Here is a 17,724-nt window from a genome sequence, read left to right on the forward strand (position 1 = left end):
ATTTTTGTGTTCAAGGCGCAGCGGTGCAGCGGAGGGTCTAAAGCAAATCGTTGAATTGCGGTTCGGCGATGCCTTTGACGCCTGGCTTCAGGGCGAACACACCGCCGGCCAGGGATTGCGGGTCGTGGTCATCGCCGGGGCGAATCGAGGCGACAAACAAGGTGTCCAGGTTGCTGCCGCCGAAGGCGCACATGGTCGGTTTCTTCACCGGTACTTCCAGCGAGAAATCCAGTCGGCCGTCCGGGGCGAAGCGGTGGATCAGGCCGGCGTCGTTGGCGCAGATCCAGTAGCAGCCTTCGGCATCCACGGCGGCGCCATCGGGGCGGCCGGGGAAATGATTCATGTCGACGAAGATTCGGCGATTCGATGGCGTGCCGGTCTCGGTGTCGTAATCGAAGGCCCAGATCAGTTGCACATTGGGGTGCGAATCCGACAGGTACATGGTTTTGCCGTCAGGGCTGAAAGCGAGGCCGTTGGGCACGATGAAGCCATCCAGCTGCGCTTCGATCACGCCCGTCTGCCCGGCGCTGTAGCGATAGAGCCGGCCTTCAGGCGCGTTCAGGCCCATGTTCAGCACCATGCTGCCCGCCCAGAAACGCCCTTGGCGATCACAGCGACCGTCGTTGAGGCGCATGTCCGCACGGCTGTGCCCGACAGTCGCGAGCAACTCGCTGTCGAGGCTGCCGTCGCTGTGCGGGTGCAGGCGAAAGAATCCGCTTTCCATGCCAGCGACCCAGCCGCCACTGCGGTGGCGGGTGATGCAGGCGAGCATTTCCGGGGCCTTCCACGAGGCAACATGCCCGCTGTCAGCGCTCCAGCGTTGCAGCCCGCCGTTGGGAATATCGACCCAGTACAGAGCGTTTTCCTGCGGCACCCAGACCGGGCTTTCACCGACCGCGTTGCGGGCGTCGACGATCAATTCGGCTTGCATACTCATTCCCATGGTTTTTATTGGAGGGGATCAAGTCGAACGGTCAGTCGCCGAACGGGCCTGCTGCGACGAAGGCGCCGCCCTGATAGATCCGCGCCGGATCATCGTCGGCCGGCATCGGTTGCGCTTCGACCTTGTCGCGGAAGATTTCCGAGGTGTCCTTGGCTTCGAAACCGAGGTGGCTGGCGTAGCGGTTGTCCCACCAGACGTCTTTGTTGGCGGACATGCCGTAGACCACGGTGTGGCCGACGTTTGGTGTGTACAGCGAGCGTTCGAGCAGTTGCGTGAGATCGTCGAAGCTCAGCCAGGTGTGCATCATCCGGCGGTTCTGCGGTTCGGGGAACGAGGAGCCGATGCGGATGCTGACGGTTTCGATGCCGTAGCGATCGAAATAGAAACTGGCCATGTCTTCGCCGTAGGACTTGGACAAGCCGTAGTAACCGTCGGGACGACGCGCCGAAGTGGCGTCGAGCTGTTGGTCCTGTTTGTAGAAACCGATGACGTGGTTGGAGCTGGCGAAGATCACCCGCTTCACACCGTGCTTGCGCGCCGCTTCGTAAATGTGGAACACGCCGCTGATGTTGGCACCGAGGATTTCTTCGAACGGGCGCTCGACCGAAACGCCGCCGAAATGCAGGATCGCATCGACGCCTTCGACCAGTTGATGCACGGCTTGCTTGTCGGCGAGGTCGCAGAGCACGACTTCTTCGTGGTCATCGACAGCCGGGGCGAGGGCGGCGATGTCGGACAGGCGCAGCACATTGGCGTAAGGGCGCAGGCGTTCGCGCAACACTTTGCCCAGGCCGCCGGCGGCACCGGTCAGCAGCAGGCGGTTGAAAGGAGCGCGGGGGGTAGAGGTAGACGTCATGGCAATCCCTGAACACATTGTTATTAGGTTTGTTGTAGGTTGTCGTATGACTGCGCTGAAGTATCGGTAGGGTTTCCGGATCTTGTCAACGCGACTTTTGGTGTAGATGACGGAAGGGGCGATTCATTTTCTCAAGACCCGATACCTGCCTTGTAATGCAATCCCCTTGTGGGAGCGAGCCTGCTCGCGAATGCGGTGTGCCAGTCAGAACAAATCGACTGGTCCGGCGCTTTCGCGAGCAGGCTCGCTCCCACAGGGTAAACCGCCAACCGTTACAACAACGAAATCGGATAGCTGATAAAAATCCGGTTCTCGTCGAATTCGTTGGTGCTGAAGTCCCGGCGAATGGTCGCGTTGCGCCATTTCACGTTGAGGTTCTTCAGCGGGCCGCTCTGCACGGTGTAGGCCAGTTCCGATTCGCGGCCCCATTCCTTGCCGTCATTGGTGCTGGCGGTGTGCACGTTATCGCCGCTGATGTAGCGGTTCATCAGGGTCAGGCCAGGCACGCCCAGCGCAACGAAGTTGTAGTCGTGACGCACCTGCCAGGAGCGCTCTTTGGCGTTGTCATAACTGGCGTTGTAACTGTCGTTGGCCAGGGTGCCGCCGCTGGTGCCGTTGACGCGCATCCAGGCATCGTCGCCGGTGAGTTTCTGCAGGCCGACGTAGAAAGTGTTGCCGCCGTACTTGGCCGAGAGCAGGGCGAACGCGGTCTTGTTGTCGAGGTCGCCGGCCTGAGCGCTGCCGTCTTCCTTGCCGGTGAAGAAACCGAGGTTGGCGCCCAGCGTCCAGTCGCCCATCGGCTGGCTGTGGCTGAGGTTGAAATACTGCTGCTGATAGATGTCGGTGAGCTCGGCGTACCACACGCCGACCATCGTGCGTTTTTCGTTGAAGGTGTACTCGCCGCCGCCGAAGTTGAAACGATCGGAGGTGAATGCACCGCGGCCGTTCATCGACATGTCTTCCATGCTCGCGTCGTTGCGCGGGCTGTTGCCACGGAACTGGCCGCCGTAAACGGTCAGGCCGTTGATCTCGGTGGACGTGATCTGGCCACCGCGAAAGGTCTGCGGCAGGGAGCGGCCATCGTCGGAACGCAGGATCGGCAGCACCGGCATCCATTCACCGACTTTCAATTCGGTCTTCGAGACTTTGGCTTTCAGCGCGACGCCGAGGCGGCCGAAGTTGTCGGCGGGGCGACCGTCATCATGGATCGGCAATAGTTGCGTGCCGCCCGTGCCTTTGCCGCCATCGAGCTTCTGCGAGTACATGCCCAGGATGTCGACACCGAAGCCGACGGTGCCTTGGGTGAAACCGGATTTGGCGTCGAGAATGAAGTTCTGCGTCCATTCTTCTGCCTTGCCCTGCGGATTGGCCGGGTTGACGAAGTTGCGGTTGAAGTAGGCGTTGCGCAGGTTCAGCGTGGCTTTGCTGTCGTCGAGAAAACCCTCGGCATCGGCGCTCATCGGCAGGGCCAGAGCGAGGCTGCTGCAACCGATCAGGCTCAGGGTCGAACGCGGCTTGAAATGGGCAAAACGTGAAGGGCGGACGGAATTGCGGGCGAGTGGGCTCACTGTGACGCTCCCTGGATCGTTTGTTGTTTTTATTATTTGTCATACGTCGTCGTACAACATCGATGCGGATATTTCCCAGATTTTCAGGGATTGTCAACTGGAAGTTATACGATGACCTCCCATGCGACGCCGAACCCATGTGGGAGCGAGCCTGCTCGCGAATGCGGACTTTCATTCAATGAAGTTGTCGACTGACACAGCGCTTTCGCGAGCAGGCTCGCTCCCACAGGGTTTCAAGGTGTCTGTCGAGTCGTATTGCCCGTCAAATTGCGGCAAACTTCCTCCACCCCCAGCACCAGGCCGATTCATGGATAAATACGCCCCGCGCAACTGGCAACCCCACGAAAAGCCCAGCCTGCCCGGTTCCCCGTCGACCCCGTTACACTCCACGCCCAAGCGCCTGGCTTATGCGGCGGTTGGCGTGCTGGTGGCGGTGACCGGTGGATTGGGCAACTCGCTGGTGGTTGCCAACCTGCCTTACCTGCAAGGCTCGCTCGGCGCGACCACGGCGGAGATGGCCTGGCTGCCGGCGGCCTATGTGATGACCAACGTGTCGATGAACCTGCTGTTGGTGAAGTTTCGCCAGCAGTTCGGTTTGCGCGCATTCACCGAGGTGTTTCTGGTGCTGTATGCCCTAGTGACCTTCGGCCATTTGTTCGTCAACGATCTCAACTCGGCAGTGGCGGTGCGGGCTGCCCACGGCATGGTCGGTGCGGCGCTGAGCTCGCTGGGTCTGTATTACATGGTCCAGGCGTTCCCGGCGAAATGGCGGCTCAAAGCGTTGGTACTCGGCCTCGGCACGTCGCAGTTGGCGTTACCGCTGGCGCGGCTGTTTTCCGAAGACCTGTTGCAGATCGCCGAATGGCGCGGTTTGTACCTGTTCGAATTGGGCATGGCCCTGCTGTCACTCGGCTGTGTCTTGCTACTGAAATTGCCGCCCGGTGACCGCTTCAAAACCTTTGAAAAACTCGATTTCCTCACCTTCGCCATCCTCGCCACCGGTGTGGCGTTGTTGTGCGCGGTGTTGTCGCTGGGGCGGATCGACTGGTGGCTGGAGGCAGACTGGATCGGCGTGGCGCTGGCCTGTTCGATCGCGCTGATCATCATGGGCCTGGCCATCGAGCACAACCGCAGCAACCCGATGTTGATGACCCGCTGGCTGGGCAGCGGCACGATGATCCGCCTGGCGCTGGCGGTAACCCTGATTCGCATGGTCACCTCGGAGCAATCCACCGGCGCCGTGGGGTTCATGCAGAACCTCAACATGGGCTATGAGCAGTTGCACAGTCTGTACGTGGTGATGCTGATCGGTAGCATCGCCGGGCTTGCCACCAGCGCGTTGACCATCGACCCCAAACACCTGCTGATGCCGTTGATTATCTCGCTGGCGCTGATGGCCACCGGATCGGTGATGGACAGCTTTTCCAACAACCTGACCCGGCCGGCAAACATGTATTTCAGCCAGTTCCTGCTGGCATTCGGCAGTACGTTTTTTCTCGGCCCGACCATGGTCTTCGGCACGCGTAACGTGCTGACCAATCCGCGCAACCTGGTGAGTTTTTCCGTGCTGTTCGGGATCTGCAATAACCTCGGCGGACTGCTCGGCGCGGCGTTGCTCGGCACTTTTCAGATCGTGCGGGAGAAGTACCATTCCAGCCACATCGTCGATCATCTGGTGATGTCCGATCCCTTGGTGGCTGCGCGGGTGCAGAGCGGCGGCTCGGCCTTCGGCGGTTTGCTGGCGGACCCGAGCCTGCGCAATCTGGCCGGCATTCGCAGCCTCGCCAATGCGGCGACACGCGAAGCGAACGTGCTGGCCTATAACGATGTCTTCATGCTGATCGCGGTCATTGCCGTCCTGACCATGATCTGGCTTTCGATTCGCGCGTTGTGGCTGATGAGCACCACCAAAGCCATTGAGCCGACACCTTCCGTACCACCCAGCGGTGCCACTTCTTCATGACCGAACCGACCACCACAACCACCAACGCCATCGCCGCCACACCTGAAGGTGAGGCGCCGCCGTCATCACCGAATACCGCGCCACGTTCGCTGCGGGTGCGGATCATTTCTTCGCTGGGCTTTGCCGCCATCGCCATCGTCGGCGTGCTGATCGTGCTGTATGCGTGGCAACTGCCGCCGTTCAGCAGTGCGGTCGAAACCACCGAAAACGCCTTGGTGCGCGGGCAGGTGACGATCATCGGCCCGCAGCTCAGCGGCTATGTGTTCGAGGTGCCGGTGCAGGACTTCCAGTACGTCAAGGCCGGGGATCTGCTGGTGCGTCTGGACGACCGCATTTATCAGCAACGCCTCGACCAGTCTCTGGCACAACTGGCGGTGCAGAAGGCCGGACTGGCCAACGTCGTGCAGCAGCGCAACAGCGCTGAAGCGACGATCAAATTGCGCCAGGCAGTGCTCGCCGACAGCCAGGCGCAGTTGCGCAAGAGCGAGGCGGATCTGCGGCGTAATCAGGAACTGGTGCGCGACGGCTCGGTGTCCAAGCGCGAATTCGACGTGACTCTCGCTGCCAACGCGCAGAGCACGGCTTCTGTGGCGCAGGCCAAGGCCAATCTGGAAATCGCCCGGCAGGATCTGCAAACGGTGATCGTCAATCGCGGCTCGCTGGAGGCCGCCGTGGCCAGTGCCGAAGCAGCGGTGCAACTGGCGCGCATCGATCTGTCGAACACGCGGATCGTGGCTCCGCGCGACGGCCAGCTCGGGCAGATTGGCGTGCGCCTCGGCGCCTACGTCAACTCCGGCGCGCAATTGATGGCGCTGGTCCCGGACCAGAAATGGGTGATCGCCAACATGAAGGAAACCCAGATGGCCAACGTACGTGTCGGGCAACCGGTGCGCTTCACCGTCGACGCCTTGAACCACCGCAGATTCACTGGCCATGTGCAGCATATTTCGCCGGGCACCGGCTCGGAATTTGCCTTGCTTCAGGCTGACAACGCCACCGGCAACTTCGTCAAGATCGCCCAGCGCGTGCCGGTGCGCATCACCATCGATCCCGATCAGCAGGAAGAAGAACGCTTGCGGCCGGGGATGTCAGTGGTTGTCAGCATCGACACCGCCGCCGGCGACACCCAACCCCACTGATCAATGCATGACCCAAGGAGCGAGCCTGCTCGCTCCCACAGGATTAGTGCTCACGGGCTCTATTCATTCGGGCGAGGGGGTGACCCGGCAACTTTTGCGGTTGCGGATCTGCTCGTCGCTGGGCCTCTCGCGAACGAATTCGAAGCGCGGTTCGCCTTCGCTGTAATGCACCAGCCAACCCCATTCCAGTTCGCTTTCGTCCTGGCCGGGATGCGGTGGCCGGGCCCACCAGGGTTCTTTGCTGAGGATCTCGCGCATGGCAGCCTCCGGTTGATGGCAATCCTTGAACTATAGCTATCTGTCGCGAGTCGTCAGAACAGGCTGTGTAGAATCGGCGCGATCATGACGATATGGGGGGCAGGGCGATGATGGATGAAGTGCGCAGGGATGAACCGTCGAAACGGCTGTTTTTCGCTTTGGACTGCCCGCCGGCGCAGCGCAAGGCGATCGCCCAGTGGCGCGCGGAACTGGGCCTGCGCAGCGGCAAACCGGTGCCGGCGGATAATTTTCATCTGACTCTGCTGTTTCTTGGAGCGGTGCCGCTGGCGCAGATTCACGGCGTCTGCGAAGCAGCGAGCAGTGTGCGTATCCCCGGCGAAACGTTGCGCATTGGGCTGGATCGCTTGCAGGTCTGGCATCGCGCCGGTGTGCTATCGCTGGCACCGGAACAGGCGCCGCCCGCGTTGTTGCGCCTGGTCTACGCGCTGGAGCAGGCGATGCTGCCGTTCGGTTTTGACGAGCCCACCCACGAGTTCCGCCCGCACCTGACGCTGGCCCGCGAATACCGCGCGCCGGAGCCGGAAGCGCGCACGCCGCCGGAGTTCTTTCTGCGTGCCGAACGCTTCGCCTTGTTCGAATCGCACAAGGGTCGGTATCGGGTTTTGCAAGACTGGCCGCTGATCTGAACGAACAAAAAAAGGCGCCCGAAGGCGCCTGCAAATTCACCCGAGCCGAGGGAGCCGGGTGAGGCCGTTCAGAGCAGGGAGCAGCGGTGGTAAGGCGCTGCGTGAACGGAAAATTTTCAGCACTGCATTGCTTCATCGTGGGAGCGAGCCTGCTCGCGAAAGCGTCGGCACATCCAATATTTTCGTCGCCTGTCCTACCGCCTTCGCGAGCAGGCTCGCTCCCACATTTTTGATCATCGGTGTTTTTATTTACCGAGCTTCACCCGCGTCCAGCCGCGCGTCATGATCCGCTGCGTGGCAATCGGCTGATCCGGCACTGCATACAACGTCGCCATCACCGCTTGCGACGGATACGAGCCCGGTTCGTTGCGGATCGCTTCGTCCACCAATGGCGTGGCCGCTGCGTTGGCGTTGCTGTAGCCGATGCTGTTGGTGACTTCGGCGATGATGTCCGGGCGCATCAGGAAGTCCATGAACAGGTAGGCATTGTCGACGTTCGCCGCATCCCGGGGGATGGCGACCATGTCGTAGAAACTGCCGGCGCCTTCCTTGGGAATGCTGTAGTCGATAACCACGTTGTTGCCCGACTCCACTGCGCGGGCCTTGGCCTGCAGGACGTCGCCGGAGTAACCGACCGCTACGCAGATGTTGCCGTTGGCCAGATCGGAGATGTATTTCGAGGAATGGAAGTACGCCACGTACGGGCGGATTTTCATGAACAGCGCTTCGGCTTCGGCGATGTGCGCCTTGTCCTTGTCGTTCACCGGATAGCCCAGATAGTGCAGGGCGGCCGGGAGCATTTCGGTCGGCGAATCGAGGAAACTGATGCCGCAAGCTTTGAGCTTTTCCGCGTTCTCCGGTTTGAACAGCAAGTCCCAGGAGTTGGTCGGGGCGTTGGCGCCGAGTACTTCCTTGACCTTCGCCGGGTTGAAACCGATGCCGATCGAGCCCCACATGTACGGGAACGCATGCGCGTTGTCCGGATCACTGGCGGCGGCGTTTTTCAGCAGCACCGGGTTGAGATTCTTCCAGTTCGGCAGCTTCGATTTGTCCAGCGGCTGGTAGACACCGGCCTTGATCTGCTTGGCCAGGAAACTGTTCGACGGCACCACGATGTCGTAGCCGGATTTGCCCGCGAGCAGGCGCGCTTCCAGGGTTTCGTTGCTGTCGAAGACGTCGTAGGTCACGCGAATGCCAGTCTCGTCTTCGAACTTTTTCACGGTGTCCGGCGCGATGTAATCGGACCAGTTGTAAACACGCAGCACCTTGTCGTTGGCCTGGGCGCCCATGACCATCGCGCCCATTAAGGACAGTGTCAGCAGAGTCCTGCCAAACATTTTCATCGGTACAACTCCCTTCTTCTTATTCAACAAAACAAAAACTCGGTGCACATAAAGCCTTGTGGCGAGGGGATTCATCCCCGCTCGGCTGCGAAGCAGTCGCAATACCTGAATACGGAGTCTTCAGGTAGAACTGCAGGGGCCGCTTCGCAGCCCAACGGGGATAAATCCCCTCGCCACAGTTGTTCATCGGTGTTGCTCAGGCAGTCGCCGCTGCCGGCTGTTGCCACGACTCGTTTGCGGTCTGATCCATCGCTTCCTGAATCGCCCGTTTGCGGTTGGCTTCTGCCTTGCGGCCGAAATACCAGACCAGGAAAGTCACCAGCGACACTGCCAGCAGAATCAGGCTGGCCACGGCATTGATCTCAGGCTTCACACCCAGACGCACCGCCGAGAACACCTCCATCGGCAGCGTCGTCGAGCCCGGCCCGGAGACAAAACTCGCCAGCACCAGATCGTCCAGCGACAAGGCAAACGACATCATTCCGCCGGCGGCCAGCGACGGCGCGATCATGGGAATGGTGATCAGGAAAAACACTTTGAATGGTTTGGCGCCGAGATCCATCGCCGCTTCTTCTATCGACAGATCCAGCTCCCGCAGGCGCGCGGAGACTACCACCGCCACATAAGCGGCACAAAAGGTGGTGTGGGCGATCCAGATGGTGACGATGCCGCGCTCCTGCGGCCAGCCGATCATCTGCGCCATGGCCACGAACAGCAGCAACAGCGACAGACCGGTGATCACTTCCGGCATCACCAGTGGCGCAGTCACCAGGCCACCGAACAGCGTGCGGCCCTTGAAGCGGGTGATACGGGTCAGCACGAACGCTGCCAGGGTACCCAGTGCCACCGCAGCAACCGCGGTGTAGCAGGCGATTTCCAGCGAGCGCAGCACCGAGCCCATCAGTTGCGTGTTGTCGAGCAGGCCGACATACCATTTGATCGACCAGCCACCCCACACCGTCACCAGTTTCGAGGCGTTGAACGAGTAGATCACCAGAATCAGCATCGGCAGATAAATGAACATCAAGCCGAAGATCAGCATGAACTTGGAAAAGTTGAAGCGTTTCATCCCCGTGCCTCCATCTCTTTGGCCTGGCTGCGGTTGAACAGCAGAATCGGCACAATCAGGATCAACAGCATCACCACCGCCAGCGCGGAAGCCACCGGCCAGTCGCGGTTATTGAAGAACTCCTGCCACAGCACGCGACCGATCATCAGCGTCTCCGGGCCACCCAGCAGTTCTGGAATCACGAACTCGCCGACCACCGGAATGAACACCAGCATGCAACCGGCAATGATGCCGTTCTTGGCCAGCGGCACGGTGATCTTCCAGAAGTTGTTGAAGTTGCTCGAACCCAGATCCTGCGCGGCTTCCAGCAGGCTGTTGTCGTGCTTGACCAGGTTGGCGTAGAGCGGCAGCACCATGAACGGCAGATAGGCATAGACCACGCCGATGTACACCGCAGTGTTGGTGTTGAGGATCTCGATCGGGTGATCGGTGAGCCCGGTCCACATCAGGAACCCGTTGAGCAGACCGTTGTTGCTGAGGATGCCCATCCACGCATACACGCGGATCAGGATCGCCGTCCAGGTCGGCATCATGATCAACAGCAGCAGGACGTTTTGCGTTTCCTTGCCGGTCTTGGTGATCGCGTAGGCCATCGGGAAACCGATCACCAGGCACATCAGCGTGCTCAGTGCCGCGACCTTCAGCGAGCCGAGATACGCCGACAGGTACAGCTCGTCTTCGCCGAGCAGGGTGTAGTTGCCGATGTTCAGCAGCAGCTGGAATTTCTGTTCGGCGAAGGTGTAGATCTCCGAGTACGGCGGAATCGACAGCGCGGCTTCCGAGAAGCTGATCTTCATCACCAGAAAGAACGGCAGCATGAAGAACAGGAACAGCCAGATGAACGGAATGCCGATCACCAGTTTTCGTCCGCTGGGCACCAGGCGCAAGAATTGCTGATTGAAAGTTCTCATGAGCGCAGCACCACGCCGCTGTCGTCTTCCCACCAGACGTAGACCTTGTCGTCCCATGTCGGTCGCGCGCCACGGCGTTCGGCATTGGCCATGAACGACTGGACGATCTTGCCGCCGGGCAGCTCGACGTAGAACACCGAGTGGCCGCCGAGGTAGGCGATGTCGTGGACCTTGCCTTCGGACCAGTTGTAGCGGAACTCCGGTTGGGTGGTGCTGACGAGCATTTTTTCCGGGCGAATGGCGTAGGTGATCGACTTGTCCTGCACCGACGTGCTGACGCCGTGACCGACATAGATCTTCTGCTGCAAGTCCGGGCTGTGAATGATTGCGTGGCCTTCCAGATCTTCCACCACGGTGCCGTCAAAGGCGTTCACGTTACCGATGAATTCGCAGACCATGCGGCTTACCGGCGCTTCATAAATGTCCACCGGACTGCCGATCTGCGCGATCCAGCCCAGGTGCATGATCGCGATGCGCTGGGCCATGGTCATGGCTTCTTCCTGGTCGTGGGTGACCATGACGCAGGTCACGCCGACGCGCTCGATGATTTCCACCAGCTCAAGCTGCATCTGCGAACGCAGCTTTTTATCCAGCGCACCCATCGGCTCGTCGAGCAGTAACAGCTTCGGCCGTTTGGCCAACGAGCGGGCGAGCGCCACGCGCTGCCGCTGGCCGCCGGACAACTGGTGCGGGCGGCGCTTGGCGTATTGGGTCATGTGCACCAGACGCAGCATTTCTTCGACGCGGGCATCGATTTCGCTGGCCGGCAAACGGTCCTGTTTGAGGCCGAAGGCGATGTTCTGTGCCACGGTCATGTGCGGGAACAGCGCGTAGGACTGGAACATCATGTTGATCGGCCGCTCGTACGGCGGCATGTCAGTGATGTCTACGCCATCGAGCAGAATCCGCCCCTCGGTCGGCCGCTCGAAACCGGCGAGCATGCGCAGCAGAGTCGATTTGCCCGACCCGGAACCGCCCAGCAGCGCGAAGATTTCGCCCTGATGGATCTCCAGGGACACATCGTCCACGGCCACGGTTTCGTCGAACTTCTTGGTGACACGATCGACTTTCACCAGCACCTTTTTCGGTTGCTGCTGACCTTCGAGTGCCTTGCGGTAAGTGCTGGAGGCGTTTGCCATGTGAAACTCCCAACAGGTGTCGTGTGCCTGGCCAATGTGGCCGGGCTTAAGTGGATTGCGGAGCGGTCCGGAATGCCTGTCAGCTGGCGCAGAACCTGTGGGAACGAGCCTGCTCGCGAATACGGAGTGTCAGTCGACATCATCGTTTGCTGATACACCGCTTTCGCGAGCAGGCTCGCTCCCACAGGGGATATGCGTTGACCTGAGTGGCCTTTGTCCGTACCGATCCGGCTTGTTCGGCGCCGCCGTCCTGGCTGCCTGGTCGTACTTGTTGTTATCACGGGTGTTGCAGTTCACGACTGGCGGATGTGCAAACGCACACCCGCCAGGCGTGGGGGCAGTAAATCGTTATCTGGTTTGGGATTGCGTCAGCGCTGACTGCGCCGCGCCGCCCGTTGCCGGCACGCTGCGCCGAACGCCTGGAAAATCCTCAGGTAGTTCGGGTTGTCCAGCACCTGCCATTCCGGGTGCCATTGCACGCCGAGGGCGAAGGTCGGGCTGTGCTCGACCGAGATCGCTTCGATCAGGCCGTCCGGCGCCACGGCTTCAGCACGCAGGCTGGGGGCGAGGCGGTCGATGCCCTGACTGTGAATCGAATTGACCTGAAATTCGTCGGGCAGCTCCAGCGCTTCGAACACACCGCCAGCGATCACACTGACCGCATGGGCCGGGGCGTATTGCACCGCCACGTCCGGGCTGTCGGCTTCACGGTGATCGAGCATGCCGGGCAGCTCGTGCACCTTCTGATGCAGGCTGCCGCCGAAGGCCACGTTCATTTCCTGGAAGCCACGGCAGATGCCAAGCACCGGAACGCCCGCTGCGATAGCTGCACGCAATAAAGGAAGGGTGGTGGCGTCGCGGGCCGGATCATGATCCGTGCCGGGGGCGCTGGCCGGGCCTTGATAGTGGAAGGGTTCCACGTTCGAGGGAGAGCCGGTGAGCAACAGACCGTCGAGCTGACCGAGCAGGTCATCGATTTCAGTCAGGTTGCCGAGGGAAGGAATGACCAGTGGCAACCCTTCAGCGCCAACGCTGACAGCACGTAGGTACTTGTCGCCGCTGATGTGATAGGGGTGCAGGCCAATCTGTTTGACGCACGCAGTAACGCCGATCAATGGCTTGAATGCCATTTTTATTCACCTCGAAGTCTGTCACTTGAACGAGCTTTTCCGGAGCTTAGCCTCGTTGATTTTAATTAACAACTGCCATGTAAAAAATTCTAAACGCCGTTTATCAAATCGCTCAGGTTTACCGGGGTTTGCCGGCGGATATGGCACGAGAGTGTTAAGAAAAGCCCGAAAAATAAAGGCTGCAGGGCAGGGTGTTCGCTATTGACTTCACTTTGCCTTTCGGATTGACTGGCTGCGCAACACAGTGGTGAACATAATAATTAACAGCTAAATAGGTGCATCATGTCGGTCCCTCTGCGTACCGTTCAACTCAACGAAGCCAACGCATTCCTTAAGAAATATCCTGAGGTTTTGTACGTCGACCTTCTGATTGCGGATATGAACGGTGTGGTGCGCGGCAAGCGCATCGAACGCACCAGTCTTCATAAGGTGTACGAAAAAGGTATCAACCTGCCGGCGTCGCTGTTCGCGCTGGACATAAACGGCTCAACGGTGGAAAGCACCGGTCTGGGCCTGGATATTGGCGATGCCGATCGCATCTGCTACCCGATCCCTGGCACCCTGAGCATCGAGCCGTGGCAAAAACGCCCGACCGCTCAATTGCTGATGACCATGCACGAGATCGAAGGCCAGCCGTTCTTCGCCGACCCGCGTGAAGTGCTGGCCAACGTTGTGCGCAAATTCGACGACCTCGGCCTGACCATCTGCGCGGCGTTCGAACTCGAGTTCTACCTGATCGACCAGGACAACGTGAATGGCCGTCCGCAGTCGCCGCGTTCACCGGTATCCGGCAAGCGTCCGGTGTCGACCCAGGTTTACCTGATCGACGACCTCGACGAATACGTCGACTGCCTGCAAGACATCCTCGAAGGCGCGAAAGAGCAGGGCATCCCGGCTGACGCCATCGTCAAGGAAAGCGCCCCGGCGCAGTTCGAAGTCAACCTGCATCACGTCTCCGACCCGATCAAGGCCTGCGATTACGCGGTCCTGCTCAAGCGTCTGGTGAAGAACATCGCCTACGACCACGAGATGGACACGACTTTCATGGCCAAGCCGTATCCGGGCCAGGCCGGCAACGGTCTGCACGTGCACATTTCGATTCTGGACAAAGAAGGCAACAACATCTTCGCCAGCGAGGATCCCGAGCAGAACGCCGCACTGCGTCACGCGATCGGCGGTGTGCTCGAGACCCTGCCGGCGCAAATGGCCTTCCTCTGCCCGAACGTCAACTCGTACCGCCGCTTTGGCGCGCAATTCTATGTGCCGAACTCGCCAAGCTGGGGCATCGACAACCGCACCGTGGCCGTGCGCGTGCCGACCGGTTCGGCGGATGCCGTGCGCATCGAGCACCGCGTCGCCGGTGCCGATGCCAACCCGTACCTGCTGATGGCTTCGGTGCTGGCCGGCATTCACCACGGCCTGACCAACCAGATCGAGCCCGGCGCACCGGTCGAAGGCAACAGCTACGAGCAGAACGAGCAGAGCCTGCCGAACAACCTGCGCGACGCCCTGCGCGAGCTCGACGACAGCGAAGTCATGGCGCGCTACATCGACCCGATGTACATCGACGTGTTCGTCGCGTGCAAGGAAAGCGAGCTGGCCGAGTTCGAGAACTCGATTTCTGACCTTGAGTACAACTGGTATCTGCATACGGTCTGAAGATCAAAAGCCCCTCACCCTAACCCTCTCCCGGAGGGAGAGGGGACTGACCGCGTCGTCTGGAGATATCCGGCGACCTGAACGATCCAGTCGATGATGGATTCGGCAAAGATTTTTCAGGTCGGCGCAGTTACCAGACGTCCCCCGATCGGTCCCCTCTCCCTCTGGGAGAGGGCTAGGGTGAGGGCAGCGATTCCCGGCCAGACAAAGCAACCAGACCAACCCCCAAATTCCCCCTTGTCGAGCTCAAAACAATGACCACAACCCGCAACGACTGGGAACAACGCTTCCAGTCCCTGTCCATCGAATCCCGCGCCTTCATCAACGGTGAATACCGCCCGGCCATCAGTGGCGACACCTTCGAATGCCTGAGCCCGGTCGATGGCCGCTTTCTTGCCGCCGTCGCCAGCACCGATGAAGCCGACGCCAACCTGGCCGTCGAAGCCGCGCGCCAGTCGTTCAACTCCGGCATCTGGGCGAAAAAAGCCCCGGCAGAGCGCAAGCGCGTGCTGATCCGCTTCGCCGATCTGATCCTGCAACACCAGGAAGAACTGGCGCTGCTGGAAACCCTCGACATGGGCAAGCCGATCAGCGATTCGATGAGCATCGACATCCCGGCGACCGCCAACGCGATCCGCTGGAGCGCCGAGGCCATCGACAAGATCTACGACGAAGTCGCTGCCACGCCCCACGACCAACTTGGCCTCGTCACTCGCGAGCCCTCGGGTGTGGTCGCCGCCATCGTGCCGTGGAATTTCCCGCTGATCATGGCCAGCTGGAAATTCGCCCCGGCGCTGGCGGCGGGTAATTCGTTCATCCTCAAGCCTTCGGAAAAATCACCGCTGACCGCTATCCGCATCGCGCAACTGGCGCTGGAGGCGGGTATTCCGAAGGGCGTGTTCAACGTGCTGCCGGGCTACGGTCACACCGTCGGCAAGGCGCTGGCGTTGCACATGGACGTCGACGTGCTGGCCTTCACCGGCTCCACGGCGATCGCCAAGCAGCTGATGATCTATGCCGGGCAGAGCAACATGAAACGCGTCTGGCTCGAGGCCGGCGGCAAAAGTCCGAACGTGGTATTCGCCGACGCACCGGATCTGCGCGCAGCTGCTCAAGCGGCGGCCAGTGCCATCGCCTTCAACCAGGGCGAAGTCTGCACTGCCGGCTCGCGTCTGCTGGTCGAGCGCTCGATTCGCGAGCAATTCATTCCGCTGCTGGTGGAAGCCTTGCAAGCCTGGAAACCGGGGCATGCGCTTGATCCGGCGACCACCGTCGGCGCCGTGGTCGACCAGCGTCAGCTCGATAACGTGCTGCGCTACATCAGCATCGGCCGCGAGCAGGGCGCCGAGTTGATTGCCGGCGGCCAGCGCACCCTCGAAGAAACCGGCGGCCTCTACGTGCAGCCAGCGATTTTCGACGGCGTGACCAACGCGATGACCATCGCTCAGGAAGAAATCTTCGGCCCGGTGCTGTCGCTGATCACCTTCGACACTGCCGAAGAAGCCCTGCAGATCGCCAACGACAGCATTTTCGGCCTCGCCGCCGGGGTGTGGACCAGCAACCTGAGCAAGGCGCACACCTTCGCTCGCGGCCTGCGCGCCGGCAGCGTCTGGGTCAACCAGTACGACGGCGGCGACATGACTGCGCCGTTCGGTGGCTTCAAGCAATCGGGCAACGGTCGCGACAAATCGCTGCATGCGTTCGACAAGTACACCGAACTGAAAGCGACCTGGATCAAGCTCTGATTCTTTTACAGCGGCGGTCGCCCCTGATTGGCGGCCCTCGGAGAAACCTATGAAACAGCAACACGTAAACAGCTACTACGCCGCCACCCGCAACGAAGTCATCGACTTCCCGATTCTCGAAGAAGCGCTGGACTGCGACGTCTGCGTCATCGGCGCCGGTTACACCGGTCTGTCCTCGGCGCTGTTCCTCAGCGAAGCCGGCTACAAAGTCACCGTGCTGGAAGCGGCGAAAGTCGGCTACGGCGCCAGCGGTCGCAATGGCGGGCAACTGGTCAACTCCTACAGCCGCGACGTCGATGTCATCGAAGAGCGCTACGGCGACAAGACTGCAGAAATCCTCGGCAGCATGATCTTCGAAGGTGCCGATATCATTCGTTCGCGCATCAAGGATTACGACATCAAGTGCGACTACCGCTCGGGCGGTATTTTCGCGGCGATGAATAAGAAACAGCTCAACGGCCTGGCCGAGCAGAAGCGCAACTGGGAACGCTACGGCAACCGCAATCTGAAGATGCTGGATGCAGCGGATATTCGTCGCGAAGTCGGCTCCGACGCCTACGTTGGCGGCTTGCTGGACATGCAGGGTGGCCACGTTCATCCGTTGAACTTGGCCCTCGGCGAAGCCGCCGCCATCGTGCGTTTGGGCGGCAAGATCTACGAACAGTCGGCGGCGGTCGAAATTACCTATGGCGAGCCGATCACTGTGCGCACTGCCAAGGGGCTGGTCCGCGCCAAATACCTGCTGATCGCCGGCAATGCTTATCTGCCGCAAGGTCTCGACAACCGCGTTACCGCGAAAAGCATGCCGTGCGGCTCGCAGATCGTCGTCACCGAACCGCTGACCGAGCAGCAGGCACGCAGTCTGATCACCAACAACTATTGCGTGGAAGATTGCAACTACCTACTGGATTACTACCGCCTCACCGCTGACAACCGCCTGCTTTACGGTGGTGGTGTGGTCTACGGCGCGCGGGAGCCGGACGATATCGAGCAGCTGATTCGGCCGAAGATCCTCAAGACCTTTCCGCAGCTCAAAGACGTGAAGATCGACTACCGCTGGACCGGCAACTTCCTGCTGACCATGTCGCGCATGCCGCAATTCGGCCGCATCGAAAAGAACGCCTACTACATGCAGGGCTACAGCGGCCACGGCGTCACCTGCTCGCACCTGGCCGGCAAACTGATCTCGGAAATGATCCGCGGCGACGCCGAACGCTTCAACGCCTTCGCCTCGCTGCCGCACATGCCGATGCTCGGCGGCCGCACCTTCTCCGCACCGCTCACCGCTCTGGGTGCCGTCTACTACTCCCTGCGCGACCGTTTCGGCGTCTGATTGACCTCACCGGCGGCGGTC

15 protein-coding genes are annotated in these 17,724 nt (G+C 60.7%); 6 read left to right on the forward strand and 9 right to left on the reverse strand.

The annotated features are described in order from the left end of the window. Positions 1–37: 37 nt before the first annotated feature. The 3 genes from KVG85_RS04520 to KVG85_RS04530 form a co-directional block, all read right to left on the reverse strand. The gene (locus KVG85_RS04520; RefSeq protein WP_217863086.1) at positions 38–931 is read right to left on the reverse strand and encodes an SMP-30/gluconolactonase/LRE family protein; all 894 of its coding nucleotides are present in this window, start codon (positions 929–931) and stop codon (positions 38–40) included. 43 nt (positions 932–974) lie between these two features. Continuing rightward, entirely contained in the window at positions 975–1,799 is an 825-nt protein-coding gene (locus KVG85_RS04525; RefSeq protein ID WP_071172841.1) for an NAD-dependent epimerase/dehydratase family protein, read from the reverse strand. Positions 1,800–2,071: 272 nt separating this feature from the next. Beyond that, the gene (locus KVG85_RS04530) at positions 2,072–3,367 is read right to left on the reverse strand and encodes an OprD family porin (RefSeq protein ID WP_217863087.1); all 1,296 of its coding nucleotides are present in this window, start codon (positions 3,365–3,367) and stop codon (positions 2,072–2,074) included. 307 nt (positions 3,368–3,674) lie between these two features. Here KVG85_RS04530 and KVG85_RS04535 point away from each other — a divergent pair, with 307 nt between their 5' ends. Next, positions 3,675–5,330 (forward strand): MFS transporter, encoded by a 1,656-nt coding sequence (locus tag KVG85_RS04535; protein ID WP_122603017.1) that lies wholly within the window; start codon positions 3,675–3,677, stop codon positions 5,328–5,330. After that, the gene (locus KVG85_RS04540; RefSeq protein WP_071172839.1) at positions 5,327–6,469 is read left to right on the forward strand and encodes an HlyD family secretion protein; all 1,143 of its coding nucleotides are present in this window, start codon (positions 5,327–5,329) and stop codon (positions 6,467–6,469) included. The genes KVG85_RS04535 and KVG85_RS04540 overlap by 4 nt, the downstream gene beginning before the upstream one ends. A gap of 63 nt (positions 6,470–6,532) precedes the next feature. Here the strand turns inward: KVG85_RS04540 and KVG85_RS04545 are convergent, their stop codons facing one another. Further along, complete coding sequence (locus KVG85_RS04545) at positions 6,533–6,727, reverse strand: hypothetical protein (RefSeq protein WP_024013337.1); 195 nt, start codon at positions 6,725–6,727, stop codon at positions 6,533–6,535. A 107-nt stretch (positions 6,728–6,834) separates the two neighbouring features. On the opposite strand from KVG85_RS04545, the gene thpR reads away from it, so the two are divergent. Continuing rightward, the gene (gene thpR, locus KVG85_RS04550) at positions 6,835–7,374 is read left to right on the forward strand and encodes an RNA 2',3'-cyclic phosphodiesterase (RefSeq protein ID WP_217863088.1); all 540 of its coding nucleotides are present in this window, start codon (positions 6,835–6,837) and stop codon (positions 7,372–7,374) included. A 245-nt stretch (positions 7,375–7,619) separates the two neighbouring features. On the opposite strand, the gene KVG85_RS04555 is transcribed toward thpR, so the two are convergent. The 5 genes from KVG85_RS04555 to KVG85_RS04575 all read right to left on the reverse strand — a co-directional run bounded on the left by KVG85_RS04555 (position 7,620) and on the right by KVG85_RS04575 (position 12,966). Next, on the reverse strand, positions 7,620–8,717 hold the full coding sequence (locus KVG85_RS04555; protein WP_095182000.1) for a polyamine ABC transporter substrate-binding protein: 1,098 nt from the start codon (positions 8,715–8,717) through the stop codon (positions 7,620–7,622). A 196-nt stretch (positions 8,718–8,913) separates the two neighbouring features. After that, entirely contained in the window at positions 8,914–9,786 is an 873-nt protein-coding gene (locus KVG85_RS04560; protein ID WP_217863089.1) for an ABC transporter permease subunit, read from the reverse strand. After that, complete coding sequence (locus KVG85_RS04565; protein ID WP_024013334.1) at positions 9,783–10,697, reverse strand: ABC transporter permease subunit; 915 nt, start codon at positions 10,695–10,697, stop codon at positions 9,783–9,785. The genes KVG85_RS04560 and KVG85_RS04565 overlap by 4 nt, the downstream gene beginning before the upstream one ends. Continuing rightward, positions 10,694–11,836, reverse strand: coding sequence for a polyamine ABC transporter ATP-binding protein (gene potA / locus KVG85_RS04570; RefSeq protein ID WP_024013333.1), 1,143 nt, complete (start codon positions 11,834–11,836; stop codon positions 10,694–10,696). The genes KVG85_RS04565 and potA overlap by 4 nt, the downstream gene beginning before the upstream one ends. A gap of 368 nt (positions 11,837–12,204) precedes the next feature. After that, entirely contained in the window at positions 12,205–12,966 is a 762-nt protein-coding gene (locus KVG85_RS04575) for a gamma-glutamyl-gamma-aminobutyrate hydrolase family protein (RefSeq protein WP_217863090.1), read from the reverse strand. Positions 12,967–13,248: 282 nt separating this feature from the next. Between KVG85_RS04575 and KVG85_RS04580 the strand changes: the two genes are divergently transcribed. From KVG85_RS04580 to KVG85_RS04590, 3 genes are all read left to right on the forward strand, one after another. Then, positions 13,249–14,625 (forward strand): glutamine synthetase family protein, encoded by a 1,377-nt coding sequence (locus KVG85_RS04580; protein WP_007918694.1) that lies wholly within the window; start codon positions 13,249–13,251, stop codon positions 14,623–14,625. 254 nt (positions 14,626–14,879) lie between these two features. Then, positions 14,880–16,370: an aldehyde dehydrogenase gene (locus KVG85_RS04585; protein WP_041480929.1), complete on the forward strand. Its 1,491-nt coding sequence runs from the start codon at positions 14,880–14,882 to the stop codon at positions 16,368–16,370. A gap of 49 nt (positions 16,371–16,419) precedes the next feature. Beyond that, a complete protein-coding gene (locus KVG85_RS04590) occupies positions 16,420–17,703 on the forward strand; it encodes an NAD(P)/FAD-dependent oxidoreductase (RefSeq protein WP_217863091.1) in 1,284 nt (427 codons plus the stop codon). The last annotated feature ends 21 nt before the right edge of the window (positions 17,704–17,724 follow it).

It is taken from the genome of Pseudomonas triticicola, assembly GCF_019145375.1.
Lineage (GTDB): Bacteria > Pseudomonadota > Gammaproteobacteria > Pseudomonadales > Pseudomonadaceae > Aquipseudomonas > Aquipseudomonas triticicola.

Coding starts and splice junctions, on each gene's coding strand:
- KVG85_RS04520 (WP_217863086.1), bottom strand. CDS start 931: ATGCAAGCCGAATTGATCGTCGACGCCCGCAACGCGGTCGGTGAAAGC.
- KVG85_RS04525 (WP_071172841.1), bottom strand. CDS start 1,799: ATGACGTCTACCTCTACCCCCCGCGCTCCTTTCAACCGCCTGCTGCTG.
- KVG85_RS04535 (WP_122603017.1), top strand. CDS start 3,675: ATGGATAAATACGCCCCGCGCAACTGGCAACCCCACGAAAAGCCCAGC.
- KVG85_RS04540 (WP_071172839.1), top strand. CDS start 5,327: ATGACCGAACCGACCACCACAACCACCAACGCCATCGCCGCCACACCT.
- KVG85_RS04545 (WP_024013337.1), bottom strand. CDS start 6,727: ATGCGCGAGATCCTCAGCAAAGAACCCTGGTGGGCCCGGCCACCGCAT.
- thpR (WP_217863088.1), top strand. CDS start 6,835: ATGATGGATGAAGTGCGCAGGGATGAACCGTCGAAACGGCTGTTTTTC.
- KVG85_RS04555 (WP_095182000.1), bottom strand. CDS start 8,717: ATGAAAATGTTTGGCAGGACTCTGCTGACACTGTCCTTAATGGGCGCG.
- KVG85_RS04560 (WP_217863089.1), bottom strand. CDS start 9,786: ATGAAACGCTTCAACTTTTCCAAGTTCATGCTGATCTTCGGCTTGATG.
- KVG85_RS04565 (WP_024013334.1), bottom strand. CDS start 10,697: ATGAGAACTTTCAATCAGCAATTCTTGCGCCTGGTGCCCAGCGGACGA.
- potA (WP_024013333.1), bottom strand. CDS start 11,836: ATGGCAAACGCCTCCAGCACTTACCGCAAGGCACTCGAAGGTCAGCAG.
- KVG85_RS04575 (WP_217863090.1), bottom strand. CDS start 12,966: ATGGCATTCAAGCCATTGATCGGCGTTACTGCGTGCGTCAAACAGATT.
- KVG85_RS04580 (WP_007918694.1), top strand. CDS start 13,249: ATGTCGGTCCCTCTGCGTACCGTTCAACTCAACGAAGCCAACGCATTC.
- KVG85_RS04585 (WP_041480929.1), top strand. CDS start 14,880: ATGACCACAACCCGCAACGACTGGGAACAACGCTTCCAGTCCCTGTCC.
- KVG85_RS04590 (WP_217863091.1), top strand. CDS start 16,420: ATGAAACAGCAACACGTAAACAGCTACTACGCCGCCACCCGCAACGAA.